Source organism: Pontibacter rugosus, assembly GCF_042678745.1.
GTDB lineage: Bacteria > Bacteroidota > Bacteroidia > Cytophagales > Hymenobacteraceae > Pontibacter > Pontibacter rugosus.
In genome coordinates, this window is record NZ_JBHTLD010000018.1 from 19,076 (window position 1) to 34,873 (window position 15,798).

Below are 15,798 nucleotides of genomic sequence, written 5' to 3' on the forward strand. Positions count from 1 at the left end.
TTTGCTATTCCTCAATTTCCAACACGGACAAGGCCCCACGCTTCTTCAGTTCCCACTCCATGAGCAGATTGTAGATGACCGGCAGCAGGATCAGAACAAACAACGTAGCCGACATCAACCCAAACACGAAGGGAATGGCAATGGGCTTCATGACGTCGCTACCCGTACCTGTGGAGGCCAACACCGGTATCAGTCCGAGAATATTAGCCAGCACGGTCATCAACAGCGGCCGTACCCGTTGGGTGGCGCCAACTAAAATGGCTTCTTTAAGTATGGGGAAGCTGATGTTTTGCCGGCCATTGCCCCTTTCTGCCACCAGCTTCCGGATCGTGTCGTTCAGGTAGGCAATCATCAGCACGCCTGTCTCTACAGCCACGCCAAACAGGGCGATAAAGCCCACCGCCACCGCCACAGAGAAGTTCACATTGTAAAAGTAAAGCGAGTATACCCCGCCGATTAGCGCTACCGGCACGCTGAGGAGCACCACCAGCACCCATTTAAAAGAGTGGAAGGTAATATAAAGTATAAATGAAATGATCAGCAGCACAATGGGAATGATGATACTGAGACGCTGCTGTGCCCGCACCTGGTTTTCATACTGGCCGCTCCACTCCACAAAATACCCCTGGGGCATCTTTTCAAAGGCCTCATCTATTCTTTTCTTTGCCTCATTCACCACGCTGCCCATATCCCTGCCCCGCACGTTGAAGAGCACCGTTCCCCTGAGCATGGCATTCTCGGAGTTGATCATGGGCGGTCCTTCCGAAACCTTGATGTCGGCCACAGCGGAGAGCGGCACTACCCCATAGGCCATGGTTTGTACCGGAATTCTTCTGATCTCGTCCAAGTCGTTGCGGTACTCCTGCGCCAGCCGCAGGTTTACGCTGAAACGCTCCCTCCCTTCCACGGTAGTAGTGAGCACCATGCCGCCCAGAGCACTTTCAATGACCATGTTCACGTCATCCACATTCAACCCATAGCGGGCAATGTCAGGGCGCCGTATCTGTATGTCCAGGTATTTTCCGCCGGTAAGCTGCTCCACATACAGGTCTTCCAGGCCTTCTATACCTTTGATCGTGTTCTCCACCTGTCTGGAAATGGCATATATGCTGTCCAGGTCACTGCCATATATTTTAATGCCTACATCAGTCCGGATACCGGTTGACAACATGTTTACCCTGTTGATGATGGGCTGGGTCCAGCCTATCACCACTCCTGGTATCTGGATCTTCTCGTTCATCTCCCGGATCAGCATGTCCTTGGTAAGACCATCCCGCCACTGCTTCTTTGGTTTCAGTACAATAATGGTTTCAATCATGCTGATGGGGGCGTTGTCAGTAGCCGTGTAGGCGCGACCTGCCTTGCCCAGCACATTCTCTACTTCCGGAAAGCCTTTGATGATCTTGTCCTGCAGTTGCATGATGCGCTTCGCTTCCGAATTGGAAACATCCGGCAACGTAACGGGCATCAGCAACAGAGAGCCTTCATCCAAGGGTGGCATGAATTCCGTGCCGAGGTTGATAACAAAGGGGACACTGCCTAACAACAAAACGACGCAAGCAGCCAGCACACTTTTGCGCCACTCCAGGCAAAAGCGGGCAACAGGCCGGTACAACCTGACAAAGAAATTGGAAACAGGGTTACGGCTCTCCGGTATGAGTTTCCCCTTAACCAGCATCCTTGTAAGCATGGGGGCTACTGTAATGGCCAGCATGGCAGCACCAATAAGCGAAAATGTCTTGGTAAGCACTAGGGGCGAAAACAGTTTCCTTTCCTGGCCTGTCAGGAAAAGTATAGGCGCAAAGGATATGATCATGATCAGGACCGAGAAGAAAACAGACCGCCCCAGTGTACGGGAAGAATTTTCGATAATAGATACGCGCTCCTCTTCCGGTATCTCGTTTGTGTGTCCGATACGCTCTTTTCCCGGGTTTTCTTTAGATCCTGCCATACTACCTGCCTGTTTCATTGGTTAAAACCCTTTTGGTAAGGGATCGGTAGGCATTCTCTGCCATAACAATAGCGGGATCCACCACATCCCCAATAGCCAAGGCAATGCCCCCCAGCGACATGATGTTGGAGGTAACCCCGAACAGCCGCATCAGGATAAAGCCGATAAGCACTGAGAGCAGAATACAGGCGATTGCTACCAGGCCTGTACGGAAACTGAACAAGAATAGAATTACGACAATGCACACGATCAGGATCATTTGCCAAAGTGCTTCTGTCAGGGTGTTGATGGAAGCCAGGATAAGATCGCTGCGGTCGTAGGCTGTCTTGAACTTCACCCCTTCCGGTAGCCCTTTCGCCACTTCCTCCATTTTAACCTTGGTCCGCGCAATCACATCCCGGGCATTTTCCCCGAAGCGCATGACCACAATGCCCCCGACCACCTCACCTTCCCCGTTCTCCTCGGTAATACCCAGCCGCAGATCGGTACTCATCTGCACATCGGCTATGTCGCTGAGGCGTATAGGAATAGACTTATAGGTACCAATGGATATCTCCTTTATGTCTTCCAGGCTGGCGATATAACCCAGCCCCCTGACCAAGTAGCTGGTAGAGTTCATTTCATATAGGCTGCCCCCTACATCACGGTTGTTGGCAGCAACCGCCTGGGTAACGTCCATCAAAGGCACATCATAGTACACCAGCTTATGCGGATCAATCGTTACCTGGTACTGCTTCTGAAAACCTCCGAACGAAGCCACTTCGCTCACGCCCTCTACATTTTGCAATGCGAATTTCACATACCAGTCCTGAAGAGCCCGTAGCTCTCCCAGGTTATAGCCATCGCCCTCCAGCGTGTACCAGAACACGTGCCCCAGGCCGGTCCCGTCCGGGCCCAGGGTTGGGGTGACTCCCTGCGGCAGGAAGCGCTGTGCATAGTTGAGGCGCTCCAGCACACGGGTACGGGCCCAGTACACGTCCACCTCATCCTGAAACACCACGAAAATGAAGCTCATACCGAACATAGAGGCAGCCCGAATGGACTTGATCTTGGGGATTCCCTGCAGGTTGGAGACCAACGGGTAAGTGATCTGGTCTTCCATGATTTTGGGGTTCCGCCCCATATACTCCGTGTAGATGATCACCTGGTTTTCAGAGAGGTCTGGCAAGGCATCGATCGGTGTCTCTTTAATGGAATAAAACCCACCCACCACTACCAGTATAATGCCGAGCCATACAAAGAAGCGGTTACGAATGGACCAGGAAACAATTTTTTCAATCATGTCGTGCCGCATATAAAACCAGAACTATAGCAATATGCGGGCTTATCTTTTAATAAACAATGACAATGGTCACTAATTAAAAGAAGGGCGCATGGGTGACACTCCGGCACAATTTACTGAAAGGCTGTGTCCGAAAAATTTCTGATGGCTAATGTTAGCGGTTTTACAAGTCCTTGCCACTGATGCCTATAACCCGGATGATTTCAGCTTTGAATCCTGCTTGCTGCACCACATTTTCAATCTTTTGGGAATCAAGGTCTGTACCGGAGACACTTAAAATATTTTCTGTGCTTCCAGTATCTAGTTTCCACCTGCTGATACTTTCTTCTTTATCCAGGTAAGGCGCTACCCTGGATAAAGCTTCCTCATTCTCTACATTAGTTTTGAACTTGATTACTTCCATAGGAATATATGTTTTTGCTTAAAATGAACGCGACTGGTTACACCAGGTTGTGCAACGGCTACGCTTTAAGGCCTGTATGTATTCATCAGGCATGTTCGCTTACCTGCCTTCAAGCGGAATCTTTCCAAAAATTCTCTTATCTTACAGTATACTTTGTCTTAAACTTGTAAAGAATGAGGGCACCATTACAGCTTCTAACGTTTGTCTTGTTTCTTATTTTAAATGCCTCCTGTAGCAAAACAGAAAAAGAAACGACAAACACCCTGCTCCTGGCAGGTCGTCAGCCACAAATCGCAGTAGATACAAAAGGGGATACCAGGGTAGTATATGGCTTGGAAGACAGAATTTATTGTGTCACGTCCAGGGATAACGGACAAACCTTCTCAGAACCTGTACTGGTGGGGCAGCTGAAGGGCCTGTATTTGGGCATGTCCATGGGGCCTCAGATTGCCAGTTCAACGAATTACTCGGTGGTAACTGCCATAGATAAGCAGGGTAATATCCATACCTACAGTCTGGACCATGATATAAATAAGTGGATAAAGGCAGCTGGTGTAAATGACATGCCGGGCTCAGTGCCAGAAGGCCTGATGAGTATCGCCTCCGATGAACAAGACACCTTTTATGCTGTGTGGCTGGATGTAAGAAACACCAAACAAAACAGGATCGTGTTTGCCTCCACTACAGGAAACGCCGCCGCATGGTCAGAAAACAAGATAGTGTACGTATCGCCAGACAGCACCGTGTGCGAATGCTGTAAGCCAAGTATAGACGTGGAAGGCAAACAGGTAATCCTGATGTTCAGAAACTGGGTAGATGGCTCCCGGGATTTTTACCTGACCAAATCAACTGACAACGGGCAACACTTTTCTCAGCCACAGAAACTAGGGAATGGCACCTGGAAACTGGAAGGATGTCCCATGGACGGAGGGGGCATTCTACTGGATAGTAAGAATGCGATTCACACTTCCTGGCAACGGGAAGGTAATGTCTTCTATGCAAAGCCTGGCCAACAGGAAGTGCAAGTTGGCAGAGGCCGGAACTGCCGCATCAGCGGAAAAACAAATCCGGTTATTGCCTGGAAAGATGGTTCAGATCTGAAACTAAAATTCCTGAATGCAGATACGGAAACTGTGATAGGGAAAGGCAGCTATATTGAAACTGCTGAAATGCCGGATAAAAAAACGCTTTGTGTCTGGGAAGATGAAAACAAGATCCATTTCATGAAAATATAGCAGTAAAAACTTAACAGGTCTAAACTATTCTTTGGTAGTGAAATAGTCCACCTTATTATCAAACGAAGCTGCCCCTCAGTAAAGAGGCAGCTTCGTTTTTATACATGCATCACCAAGACTAAGATCCGGCCATAGATACAGTATAAGATTTACCTCATTCTGGTTAGGATTGCCTTCATTTCTGCTATTTCTTTTTCCTGAGATTCTATGATCTGCTCCGTTAGCCTCTTCACTTCAGGGTCTTTTATGTTTGCGTCCTGGCTTACCAGAATGGCTGAGGAGTGATGCGGGATCATGGATTTAGAAACCGTTTATCATCCACGAAGGCCTGTTTCCTCAGCATGAACAGTGAGCCGGCAAAAGCTACTACACCAACAGCTACAATGATACTGTTCAGCTTCTTAATTTGTATACATTCCCGACATAAACCCTAACATAACAAGGGCCATAGGCGCCACCATCAATAGGGCCATGTACAGTCTGTTCTGGTTCAGGTACACATGATCAAACTTATCGGCATTTAAATACATTACCCCGTACATGATCACAAACGATATGCCTAGCATCAACAAAAACTTCATATAATTTCCCTTTTCCATTTTTTTAACTGTTAAAGTATAATTGTTCGCCTATAAGTCTTTTCAAGTAAGCAACGTTGCTTCTTGTTCAGGTATACCCATATGGCTATACTCAGGTTCATCTATAAATTCATAAAGCCACTCCAACAGCTGCTGGAGTGGCTTTATGAATAAAAGATACTTCTTGGCTACACCTACATAGCAATGGGTACTGTTACTTTCAACTTGTCCCAGCTTATGTTAATGGCTCCTTTGCTATCAGCCTCTGACACGATCTGGTAACGAAGTCGCTCCTGTAGCTGCGCTGCTGCTTCAGGTTTTACGGTAACGCGCAATATGTCTTCCTTCTCCGTGTAATTGTCGGTCAGGTGCTGCTCCCAGTTCTTGTTGATGATGATAGTCCACTCCTCCTTTCCAGGAATGGTGAACAAGGCATACTTGCCTGCTGGCAGTAGCTTTTCTCCTATGGTGATGTCTTTATCCGTTGTCAGGCTGGTGGCTGAGTGCGCTCCTGTCACCCATACCTGGTCGTAAGCTACCAGGCCGCCCCAGATGTTGCGTCCGCGCACGGCTGGTGAATGGTAATTGATGGTCAGGTGCGCATTGCCTACCATACCATGGGCTTCTGCTTTCAGACTGCCTTTTAATGTATCAGGTTCCGGTTGATCCTGTATAATGACAGCGCCTTCGCTCATTTTAGGGGTATGATTGGCGTGCTGTGTTGCTTCTGCTGGTACTTCCAGTTCTTTAGCTGCCTGGTTGCAATAGGACAGGGAGGCGCATAATATAAGAGCAAAAAAGCTGTTTGTAATTTTGGGGTTCATGGTATAAGGGTTGCAGTATGGGTATTACACCGGCTTTGACAAGGTAAGCAATACCTATTGTTCGATGTAAGTGAAGGCTAAAGCTACAAATTTTATACTCCGGATGAAACGGCATTTAAATAAAGAGCCCGGCTGACGTTTCCAGCAGCCGGGCTTTTAAATATCCAGTCAGATCAGGCTGACTTACTACATGTTATGGTGCTTGGTCGGTATACCGTGCTCATTCAAGAATGCAGCTAGCTCCATTATTTCCTGCGCTTGCTCTTCAATGATCATTTCAGCCTCCTCCAAGGCCATTTCATCATTCCCCCACTTCAATTCTGTGTTTGACATGGCAAGCGCTCCTTCGTGATGGCAGATCATCAGCTGCGCAAAATCAACATCCGGATCAGGCGTGTCCTTTACAGAACGCATGCAGTGCATCATAGCCATCATGTCCTCTCGCATCTCCATCATAAACATCTTGCACTCCTCCTTCGATAGTGGTTCCGCCCCTGGATGCGAGGCCAGAAATGCTTCAAGACGTGCTTTGCTTTCCATGTTGCCTATCTTCGTTTTCTCGGCCAGTTCCAATGCTTCCGGCTCATGCCCATACTGCAGTTCCAGGTCGGCCATTTTAATTCCCATTTCGTGGTGCATGATCATCATGTTGGCAAAATCGATGTCGGGGTCGCAAGTCATCTCCATCTGGTTCATCATCTTCATCATGGAGTTGATGATCTGCTGCATTTCCTTGTCAAATGCTTTATCGTCCTCCCAGTATGGACCTTTCGCAGCTTGCTCTGCGCTGGCACTTAACGGGCTAACAACATCCTGGTCTTTTTCGCAGCTGCTGAACACGAAGACAGCAACTACCATAAGAGCAAAGCTTCTGATACTGATAAAATGTGTTTTCATAGATAATAGATTAAGTAGTTAATAAATTACATAAAAATTTACTTATTAAGCCCTATCTTATTGCAGCGACAACTTTCGCTGAACAAGCGTGCTATAGTAAAAATACCCTGACCACTCCTATAAGGTATAGGGGCAATCAGGGTAAAATTATCTGAAGTATACACTTCAACATGGTAAAGATGACTACGCCTGCTGGCAAGCCTGCTCGCAACGACGGCAAGCCTCAGCGCACATACGGCAGTGCTCCATGTGCGAATGCTTCTCACACTCTGCACCGCACTCTCGGCATACTCGGGCGCACAGGTCCAGCACGTCTCGCTTCATAGTCGAGTCACGGGATACATAATCCAGCGCCATCTTACAAATAGCGGCACAGTCCAAGTCAAGGCGGATGCAGCGCTCCATCATTTTTACATCGTCTTCCTGCAGACAGGAGACAGCGCAGTAGTTACAGGCTGCGGCACATTCTGCCAACACAGCAACTAGTTCTCTATTCATTGTTATGTTCATAGTTTGTTTTGTTTGGTTATAAGTCTTTAGTTATACCCATCCCTTACCGGGATGGTTTTATACATTCCCAGCTGATTTTTATATAGTCATGAATGCACCCTGTTGATTGCCTGAGTAATATAGTGCTTTAATAATTATATTTATCGGGTATATTTGCAGGAATATAGAGACACATCCGGTGCAGTTAGTGTTTCACGGTTAGGTCCTCCTCATGAAAAAAGGGCAACTCCCTTGGTTGTATTTCTCGTTGTATTATCCCCTTCCGAAAGCTTTCCTACTTCTTATCAATTTTACGTCTTATAGTACATGACATGGCACTTGATTAAGTGAAGGGCAAATAGTATTCATCGTTTTACAGCTTATAACATTTTATAAACGACCGTTTGTAAAAGGTTATAACTATCTTTGCCCCCGAGTTTCACCTATATAATAAGGAGTAGCTAAGATGAAGTACGTGGCCTACTACCGGGTCTCCACCAAGAAGCAAGGCCAGAGCGGGCTGGGCCTGGAGTCACAGCGCGAGATGGTGAAGGGTTTCCTCAAGCCAGACGATGTGCTGCTTGCCGAGCACATTGAGGTGGAGAGCGGCAAGCGCAACGACCGACCAGAGCTGGAGGCGGCCATCGCCCTGGCCAAGCGGGAGCAGGCCCAGCTGCTGATTGCCAAACTGGATCGCCTCAGTCGAAATGCCGGGTTTATCTTTAAGCTGCGTGACAGCCACGTGGATTTTCTGGCCGTGGACATGCCCGATGCCAATACCCTGACCATCGGCATCTTCGCCGTATTGGCCCAGCATGAGCGGGAGTTAATCAGCTCCAGGACCAGAGCCGCGCTCCAGCAAAAGAAGCTACAGGGCTTTGCCCTGGGTACGCCTGAGAACCTGACCCAGGGAGCCAGGACGAAAGGGCTCCAGATACGGCAGGAGAACGCAGCTTCACACAAAGCCAACCGACAGGCCACGGAACTGATCCAGATGTATCGGGAAAAGGATATGACCTATCAGCAAATTGCTGACCGGCTCAACAGCCATGGCTTCACCACTCGCAAGGGGAAGAAATTCTTTGCCATCACCGTTCAGCGGCTGCACATCCGACAAGGGCTGCTTCAAACGGATGCCCTCACCAGCGTAGTTTAGGCTTACTATTTTTATATTGAAAGTGCTTCATCTTTTGTATCTTATGTGGCATAAGAGTTATCACCCTATACTCCTCCTATGCAACATGTACATATTTTTCTGGATGAATTCGGAAACGCCAGCCTAAACCTGGATAAAGCCGGTACCTTCTCCCATTTTGTGCTGACAGCTGTTCTCCTGGATGAGACGAAGCTGGAGCAGGCCCGGCTGCTAAGGGATACGATCAGCCAACGCTTCTTCCAAGGCCAACCAATCAAGTCCAGCCGTATCCCCAATGATGAGAAGGGCTTCCGGAAAAGATTGGAGGTATTAAGGGAGCTGCGCCAGTTGGACTTCGTGGTGCTGGGGATGGTCATCAACAAGAGCAAGCTGGAGGGAGCAGGTTTTGATTATAATGATGTATTCTATAAATACTTCAACAGAATCTTTCTCAAGCAGTTTCCCAAAAACTTCACTGCTTTCTCGATTCATGCCGATCAGCTTGGCTGGCCAGAGTTTCGGCGCAGCCTGCACCATTACATTGAAACTAAGGTTATCCAGCGGGATCTGTTTACGCCGGAGCGCTCTTACCGCCTGGTGGAGGATAAGGCAGAGGAGCCCCTGGTGCAGCTGGCAGATTTTCTTTCTGGCTGCTTGGGCAAGATTTACTGCACCAGTCACAGCCACGAAAAGGCATCCGCCCTGTTCGATCTGCTGCACGACCGTACGTTCATTGATTTTTTCCCTTTTGAAAGAACAGGCTATCTCCTCTCCCCTACCCCCGAAGACCGGCAGAAGAACCACCTTATACGAAGAATAGCCTCGGAGTCCGCACAAGAGGCACTCTCTGGCAGAAACAGCCTTTCGGAGGAGGCGCTTGCCGTGTTGCAGTACCTGTACCTGATGTTCCGAACCGCTCCTGACCGCCTCATCGAGAAACGGGAAATCATCGAAAAGATGAAAAGGAGATTTCCGGCCTTTTCGGAGCAGCAGCTGCGGGTTTGTGTCCAACACCTGCGCGACAACGGGGTGCTAATCGCAAGTATCCAAGGTAAGTCAGGCTATAAGCTCCCTGACGGCGTGGAAGATATTGCTGGCTTCTATAACCGTTACCTCAACAGCATTGTTCCGATGCTTAACCGCATCAATATCTGTAACCGAAAGTTGATGGTGAATAGTGTGCAAGAGGTGGATCTGCTTCAATCAAACTCTGCTTATTCGCTTTTGCATGAGTTGATCAAAACACTGGATAAGGAGAAGCATGCTTCTTTAATGGAGGCTCAGCGAAGTCTTTCGTTTAGATAAGGCTCATATAATATAATTACTTATGTTCAGTGACTATCATCCAGATTAGAGACTAACCACATAATTAACATTTAATACGTAATGAATAATAATTATTATGTATTAGGTATTAAATGTTAACTCTTATATTATAAGTATTGTTTATTTATGTTATTCAGATACTTGACTATAATGTATAATGCCAGTGGCCTAATAATAGCTTAAGATTTATTGGTGCAATGATTTCCTCCTGTTGTGAGGAAGACTTTCTTCGCCTTATTTCTGGAAGCTGTGGGGTTTGACAAAGAGGCTTAGCTATCAAGTCTGACTGCCTTTTAATAACTGTATCAAGCAATTTTATTAGTATGAACTCAATAAACGCTATTTTAAAGTTAGTCTAGCGGACCCACAGAACATTGATCAACTCTTTGGTATGTGATTTTATAGTTCCTTGAGAATAGAAATGTCTCCGTATAGTATCTTGGCAAAACCGCAAGGGCTCTACCATGAAGTGGTAGATTCTGTTGCTTTGAAATAAGGGACACACTAACGATCATAAACCTCCCTTGGAAAATATTTCTTACTTCCCTTGCACTGTGATGCTGCTGTTCACAGCCTCCCACCTCAGCACGTGCCAAGCGGAATCGAAGTCTTCATCGCTTATAGTTAATGATGAACTGTAACTTCCATTAAATGGCCCTCTGATGAACAGCTGCTCTTTTGCAAGGTACTCCCCTTCTTTCCAGATAGCCTCTACGTCATTTATCCATACCAGCCACTTGACATGCTGTCCATCTTTGGGTAAGGTACTTTTGTCTAGCGCTATCTCTGGCATATCCCGTATCACAGAACTTTGGTGCCACAATACGGGCAATAGCTATGTATAAAAATGGCTTTCTGATGTCGTTCCAACTCCTCAAGCTGAACGTGCAACTCTGAGAATGTCACCGCCTTGACTTCTTGGCCCCTCTCGTTCTCACATATGAGAAGTTCCGTTGGCACTGTCACCCCCACAACATTCTTGCCCTTCATAATAAGTTCCTGCTCTACCTGCTCTTTGATTTCCCTAATGCAATTACAGTTCATGGCATCACTGTTAGATTTAACAACAGAATATACCGCTACCTTTGACTTGCAGCAACTTTTTTACATAACCATAGGGCCTCTTTTGATGAACCGCTTCTTGCCATAGATGACTTCGGATCTAGATATGTTGGTGATTAACAGTCTTGTGGTAATATAGGAGTTGGAAACAGAAGCGGAAGCAAAGCTTGTTTTTATTTGTAAATGTAACGATATATTGTTACATTTGATAAGCCTATTTCGTATACCAATACAGACATTACCTTGAGTTAGCATGAACAGAGTAAAAGGCATTTTACAGAACGGGACCACGATCATACTGGAAAACTATGACCAGAGCAACGTGGACGATATGTACTTCATCAAAGCCATAGAAGCCACGAACCGGCGCAATCACAGAACTATAGCTGAGTACTTCAACGGACTGATCAGAAGCCTGGAGACAGTGCAGCAGGATGTCAGGGAGCAGAAAGTGCAGCAGCTTTTATCTCAGTACAGAGACAGGCCTGTGGTATCGGAAAAGGTTCGCCAGGAACGGAGGGAGCAACTCGGGCAAACAAACCACATCGCTGCCTGCGAGGGCTACGAGGAGGAGGAGCTCAACAAGGTGCTGGATGAGCTGTATATCAACGGGCAAATCACGCCTGAAGAGATGAATGAGGTATTCAACTTAAAGTATCTGTAATGAACGACAGGTACTGCTATCCCGGCACTAGTGTGCTGATCAATCATTTTGACATAAGGGACGCAGCTAAGTTAAGCAAATTAGAGCTTACTCACTGGAGGCATAATGTGTTGGCTTTGCCTGGTAAATTAGCCAATCAACTAAAGTTTAATTTAGCGCTTTGGCAGCTGATCCACAAGGAAACCTTTGGCACCGTCTATCCCTGGGCAGGGGAGCTCCGGAGTGTAATGATCTCCAAAGGCAATGCTGTACATGCCGCGCCACGTATGATTGAGCCCTATGCCAACCACTTACTCCAGGAGCTGAAGGCAGCGGGGTATTTAAAGGGACTGGATAGGGAGCAGTTCCTATTGAAGGGATCTTATTTTTTTGAGGAACTGAATGCCATTCACCCCTTCCGCGAGGGAAACACCAGAACACTAAAGGTTTTCTTTTCCCTTTTGTCCCGACAGGCGGGGTATGAAATAGACTGGCGCAAGGTTTCGGAACAGCAGTACCAACTGGCAGAGCAGGCATCTTTTGCTGCAGGAAACAAAGGGCCCTCCCCTTTTTACCCGCTTTTTAAGGAGGCCCTTGAACCTGTTGAGTTATCAAATAAGCAATCTATCAGGTTCAAACTATGAGTGAGAACAACCAAGGCGAGACATGCGCAGCGTGTGACCCTAAGACCCACATCAGCGCAGAGGTGAAGGCTATGTTTAAGGAGACAAACCTTACCTGGGAGAAGTTGGCAGAGCTGGATGAAGGCATTGGCCGTGGGAAGGGGAGCTATAGGCAAACCTTTTTGGCAAGGCTTATCAAAGCCCAGGAAACGCTGCAGAAGGTCGGGTACAGCATCCGGATCGAGAAAGGTTAGTCCTGTAAAGATTTATATTTTGTACATTGTTAACTTTGAAAAAAATTTAACTTACCCAAAGATTTTTACCAACCCGTTCCTTATAAGGACGAGGAAGGACTGTACTAGTGGCTGAGTTGCCAATCCGTACCTGTTTTTAGTAACTTATGCAACACGAGAACAAACCCTCTGAGGTACTTTTAAGCGATCCTACCTACTTCCTGAGTAGGATTGACAGGAGCGTAGCCGATAACATCAGAGACATTGAGAAGTCCTTTGATGAAGATGCCGGTATTGTGAAAGATTTCATCGTCTTCATTTCGAGGAAAATGAAAAAGGACCTTTTCGGTTTCACGAGGTTCACGCTTTCAGAGTTCTGCAAAGAGACTGGCCGTAACAAGCAGACTTTGTGTGAGGTGCACCCCAAGTTCAAAAATAACCCCAAAGCGGAAGTGCCGGAATATTTCGGTCACAGGTTTGAGACAACCTTTGACTATGCCTTGTTCCACATGCTGAGCAATAACATCATCTTCTCTCGTTCCTACGAGTATAAGCATCAGGATAAGGTGATAGAGCTGAAGAACTTTGCCATTCTCAAGGATATTAAGGTTAGCATCGACAGACATACCAACACCATCAAGATTTACGATGTCCGAATATCGGATGAGCTTATGGAAGGGTTTTTCCGCAGGTACTATACCATCGACACCAACGGCTATAAGCATGTAGGAAAAGGGCGTGGCGGCGACGGGCGCAAGAGCCTGTACATTTTCCTTTACAAGACGCGTCACCAGCTGCTTAGCTCAGGTAAACGCATCACGAAGTTGCCTATAGATCTGTTGGCCTCGGTTGCCCATATTGAGTCAGAGGAACCTCGGTTCAAGAAAAAAAGTGTGAAGAGGGTACTGGACTACATTCGGGAAAAAGGAAAACTGCCTTTTGACTATACTTTTGTCCAAGGGGACCCGACTAAAAAGTACCAGGAGCTCTATTGGGTTAGTTTGGACTTCTCCGTATATCACGAGGTTATGGAGGCGAAGGAGGATCACAACTTTTACATTGCCTTGCTGGAGCGCATGCGGGATCTTTTCCACCATACATATGGGAACCATGTCCAAATCACTGGAGAGAAAGATACTTTTCAGCGTTGGCTTACTAACTCGGACGCGGACCTGACGCACAAAGCAAATGAGCTTTGCAAAGCATATTTTAAGGTGCACAACAAGGATATCACACTGGCAATGGCGAAAAAGCTTATTCGGGGAGGTCTATTCTCCGACGATAATTAAAAAGCTATTCAAGTATTGTCACACAGGGCATAACTAAAGTCTATATGGAAACTCCCTACATTGCCCTTGGAAGGACTTTAAGCAAGTGTTCTAGCCTATTATTCAAGTATTGCCACACATACGAGACATAAAGAGCCAATCTAATATATGGATGAGATATGACTTTTGCAAAATACAAACTTGGAGAAGATGTAGAAGTAAGCGGTACGCTCACAGGATTAGGTGACCAAAGAGGCAGCGTTATCGATATAGTGTATGACAAGCTGAGCAGTCAATTCTTCTATAACGTGCAATGTGGAGAGAATCGGCATTATGCACAGGAACGATTTGTCTCTACTGTACAGAAACTTAACGAAGGCACTTGAATAATGATGATAGAAATTCCTAGCGAATGTCTCCAGCATGCCACAGGCGTTCTTTCTGAGGATATCTGGACAGGTTGCGTTACTGCAAGCCATACGAAGCGGCGGGTTTAATGTATCGAATCGATCTTTTACCTTATGGATGCCTTCTTGAGCCAAGAGGATATTTACTATTCAAGTATTGCCTCACTCTGTCAGAGTCGTTCATGTATTGCCTCAGTAGCCGGAACCGTTCAAGTATTGCCACAATCCATTCAAGTATTGTCTCAAGTCGTTCAAGTATCGCCACAAACTCGCTATTTCCCTCAATAATAGCTGTTTTACCTACTCAAGTATTGCCTCAAGGCATTCAAGTATTGCCACGCTTCTACAAGGCTGTTCAAGTATTGCCTCAGTAGTAGTAGGTCATTCAAGTATTGTCACACCCATAATGCAGCCCATTGGCTCTATTCCGTACAGCCGTTCAAGTATTGCCACTAAATATATATACTTCTATATACTTCCTTATAAATAGTAATTTGAAATGTCGGAGGGGTTCGTGAACAATAAAGATTTAACAAAAGGGAAGAGAAAGAGACTTGCGCTGCGAAAATTACACAACTTCTTCACAAAAACAGCTAAAATATGTTCAGTGCTTTAATGACTAGCTATGAAGCCTAAAGATTCCTACACAGGGCCGGGAAAAATAAGATAAAAGCATAAAAATTATACATACATAATGTAACTTAATATATACATAACGTATATATTAATATATCTTTCATGTCAATGCTTTTAAATTTTGTGTGTATGGAACAGACTTCAACAACCGTCAGCCAGATTGCAGAGGTAAAGCTCAGCTACCATCCCCAGGTGAAGGCCTCCGAGCGCCCGCAGATAACGAGTTCTAAAGACAGTTACACTTTCTTCCTACAGCTGTGGGATGAGGGCAGCATACAGTTCCGCGAGCAATTTAAGGTTATGTTATTAAGCAGGGCAAACAAAGTGCTGGGAATATTTGAGGTTTCTACCGGTGGCGTGGCCGGTACGGTGGCAGATCCCAAACTTATCTTTGTCGCTGCGCTCAAAGCCAATGCCAGTGGGATCGTTTTAGCCCATAATCACCCATCGGGCAACTTAAAGCCTAGCAGTGCAGATATTAGCCTTACTAAAAAGGTGAAGGAGGGCGGTAACTTACTTGATATTGCTGTTCTGGATCACATCATCCTTACTAATGAGGGCTATTATTCTTTTGCAGACGAGGGACTTTTATAAAAGTCCCTTACTCCTTCAAATCTCGGCTGTTAAACCAATTGTAGCGGCCCGCCTGACGGCGGGTTTTCCTTTTTTCTTTCTGTAGTAATGCCTGTTATACAATAGCACACAAGCAATTTAGCGCTAACATAAGGGGAAATAAAAACTCTATTTTGTGGATAAATTTTATATACTAAATGTAACTAATAAAATACATAACGTATATATTAATA

The 15,798-nt window shown here is 46.2% G+C and carries 18 protein-coding genes; 9 read left to right on the top strand and 9 right to left on the bottom strand.

What is annotated here, in order from left to right; translation table 11 throughout:
• Positions 1-4: 4 nt before the first annotated feature.
• From ACFQ2O_RS03720 to ACFQ2O_RS03730, 3 genes are all read right to left on the bottom strand, one after another.
• A complete protein-coding gene (locus ACFQ2O_RS03720; protein WP_377523064.1) occupies positions 5-1,951 on the bottom strand; it encodes an efflux RND transporter permease subunit in 1,947 nt (648 codons plus the stop codon).
• 1 nt (position 1,952) lies between these two features.
• Complete coding sequence (locus ACFQ2O_RS03725; protein ID WP_377523065.1) at positions 1,953-3,233, bottom strand: efflux RND transporter permease subunit; 1,281 nt, start codon at positions 3,231-3,233, stop codon at positions 1,953-1,955.
• Between the two features lie 163 nt (positions 3,234-3,396).
• A complete protein-coding gene (locus ACFQ2O_RS03730) occupies positions 3,397-3,636 on the bottom strand; it encodes a copper chaperone (RefSeq protein ID WP_377523066.1) in 240 nt (79 codons plus the stop codon).
• Between the two features lie 173 nt (positions 3,637-3,809).
• Between ACFQ2O_RS03730 and ACFQ2O_RS03735 the strand changes: the two genes are divergently transcribed.
• Positions 3,810-4,871 (top strand): sialidase family protein, encoded by a 1,062-nt coding sequence (locus ACFQ2O_RS03735; RefSeq protein ID WP_377523067.1) that lies wholly within the window; start codon positions 3,810-3,812, stop codon positions 4,869-4,871.
• Positions 4,872-5,020: 149 nt separating this feature from the next.
• On the opposite strand, the gene ACFQ2O_RS03740 is transcribed toward ACFQ2O_RS03735, so the two are convergent.
• The 5 genes from ACFQ2O_RS03740 to ACFQ2O_RS03760 all read right to left on the bottom strand — a co-directional run bounded on the left by ACFQ2O_RS03740 (position 5,021) and on the right by ACFQ2O_RS03760 (position 7,680).
• Positions 5,021-5,167, bottom strand: a complete 147-nt coding sequence (locus ACFQ2O_RS03740; protein WP_377523068.1) for a DUF305 domain-containing protein — start codon at positions 5,165-5,167, stop codon at positions 5,021-5,023.
• Positions 5,168-5,272: 105 nt separating this feature from the next.
• Positions 5,273-5,470, bottom strand: coding sequence for a hypothetical protein (locus ACFQ2O_RS03745; protein WP_377523069.1), 198 nt, complete (start codon positions 5,468-5,470; stop codon positions 5,273-5,275).
• 173 nt (positions 5,471-5,643) lie between these two features.
• Positions 5,644-6,273, bottom strand: a complete 630-nt coding sequence (locus ACFQ2O_RS03750) for a DUF2911 domain-containing protein (RefSeq protein WP_377523070.1) — start codon at positions 6,271-6,273, stop codon at positions 5,644-5,646.
• 186 nt (positions 6,274-6,459) lie between these two features.
• Complete coding sequence (locus ACFQ2O_RS03755) at positions 6,460-7,170, bottom strand: DUF305 domain-containing protein (RefSeq protein ID WP_377523071.1); 711 nt, start codon at positions 7,168-7,170, stop codon at positions 6,460-6,462.
• A 183-nt stretch (positions 7,171-7,353) separates the two neighbouring features.
• Complete coding sequence (locus ACFQ2O_RS03760) at positions 7,354-7,680, bottom strand: four-helix bundle copper-binding protein (RefSeq protein ID WP_377523072.1); 327 nt, start codon at positions 7,678-7,680, stop codon at positions 7,354-7,356.
• A 445-nt stretch (positions 7,681-8,125) separates the two neighbouring features.
• On the opposite strand from ACFQ2O_RS03760, the gene ACFQ2O_RS03765 reads away from it, so the two are divergent.
• Together ACFQ2O_RS03765 and ACFQ2O_RS03770 are read left to right on the top strand one after the other, a co-directional pair.
• A complete protein-coding gene (locus ACFQ2O_RS03765) occupies positions 8,126-8,815 on the top strand; it encodes a recombinase family protein (protein ID WP_377523073.1) in 690 nt (229 codons plus the stop codon).
• Between the two features lie 78 nt (positions 8,816-8,893).
• Complete coding sequence (locus tag ACFQ2O_RS03770; RefSeq protein WP_377523074.1) at positions 8,894-10,099, top strand: DUF3800 domain-containing protein; 1,206 nt, start codon at positions 8,894-8,896, stop codon at positions 10,097-10,099.
• Positions 10,100-10,658: 559 nt separating this feature from the next.
• Here the strand turns inward: ACFQ2O_RS03770 and ACFQ2O_RS03775 are convergent.
• The gene (locus ACFQ2O_RS03775) at positions 10,659-10,913 is read right to left on the bottom strand and encodes a hypothetical protein (RefSeq protein WP_377523075.1); all 255 of its coding nucleotides are present in this window, start codon (positions 10,911-10,913) and stop codon (positions 10,659-10,661) included.
• 522 nt (positions 10,914-11,435) lie between these two features.
• Here ACFQ2O_RS03775 and ACFQ2O_RS03780 point away from each other — a divergent pair.
• From ACFQ2O_RS03780 to ACFQ2O_RS03805, 6 genes are all read left to right on the top strand, one after another.
• Positions 11,436-11,846, top strand: a complete 411-nt coding sequence (locus ACFQ2O_RS03780) for a hypothetical protein (RefSeq protein WP_377523076.1) — start codon at positions 11,436-11,438, stop codon at positions 11,844-11,846.
• On the top strand, positions 11,846-12,469 hold the full coding sequence (locus ACFQ2O_RS03785; protein WP_377523077.1) for a Fic/DOC family protein: 624 nt from the start codon (positions 11,846-11,848) through the stop codon (positions 12,467-12,469). The genes ACFQ2O_RS03780 and ACFQ2O_RS03785 overlap by 1 nt, the downstream gene beginning before the upstream one ends.
• On the top strand, positions 12,466-12,702 hold the full coding sequence (locus ACFQ2O_RS03790) for a hypothetical protein (RefSeq protein WP_377523078.1): 237 nt from the start codon (positions 12,466-12,468) through the stop codon (positions 12,700-12,702). The genes ACFQ2O_RS03785 and ACFQ2O_RS03790 overlap by 4 nt, the downstream gene beginning before the upstream one ends.
• Positions 12,703-12,848: 146 nt before the next feature.
• Positions 12,849-13,970: a hypothetical protein gene (locus ACFQ2O_RS03795; protein WP_377523079.1), complete on the top strand. Its 1,122-nt coding sequence runs from the start codon at positions 12,849-12,851 to the stop codon at positions 13,968-13,970.
• A 158-nt stretch (positions 13,971-14,128) separates the two neighbouring features.
• A complete protein-coding gene (locus tag ACFQ2O_RS03800; protein WP_377523080.1) occupies positions 14,129-14,335 on the top strand; it encodes a hypothetical protein in 207 nt (68 codons plus the stop codon).
• Positions 14,336-15,121: 786 nt separating this feature from the next.
• Positions 15,122-15,586, top strand: coding sequence for a JAB domain-containing protein (locus ACFQ2O_RS03805; protein WP_108213664.1), 465 nt, complete (start codon positions 15,122-15,124; stop codon positions 15,584-15,586).
• Positions 15,587-15,798: the final 212 nt, after the last annotated feature.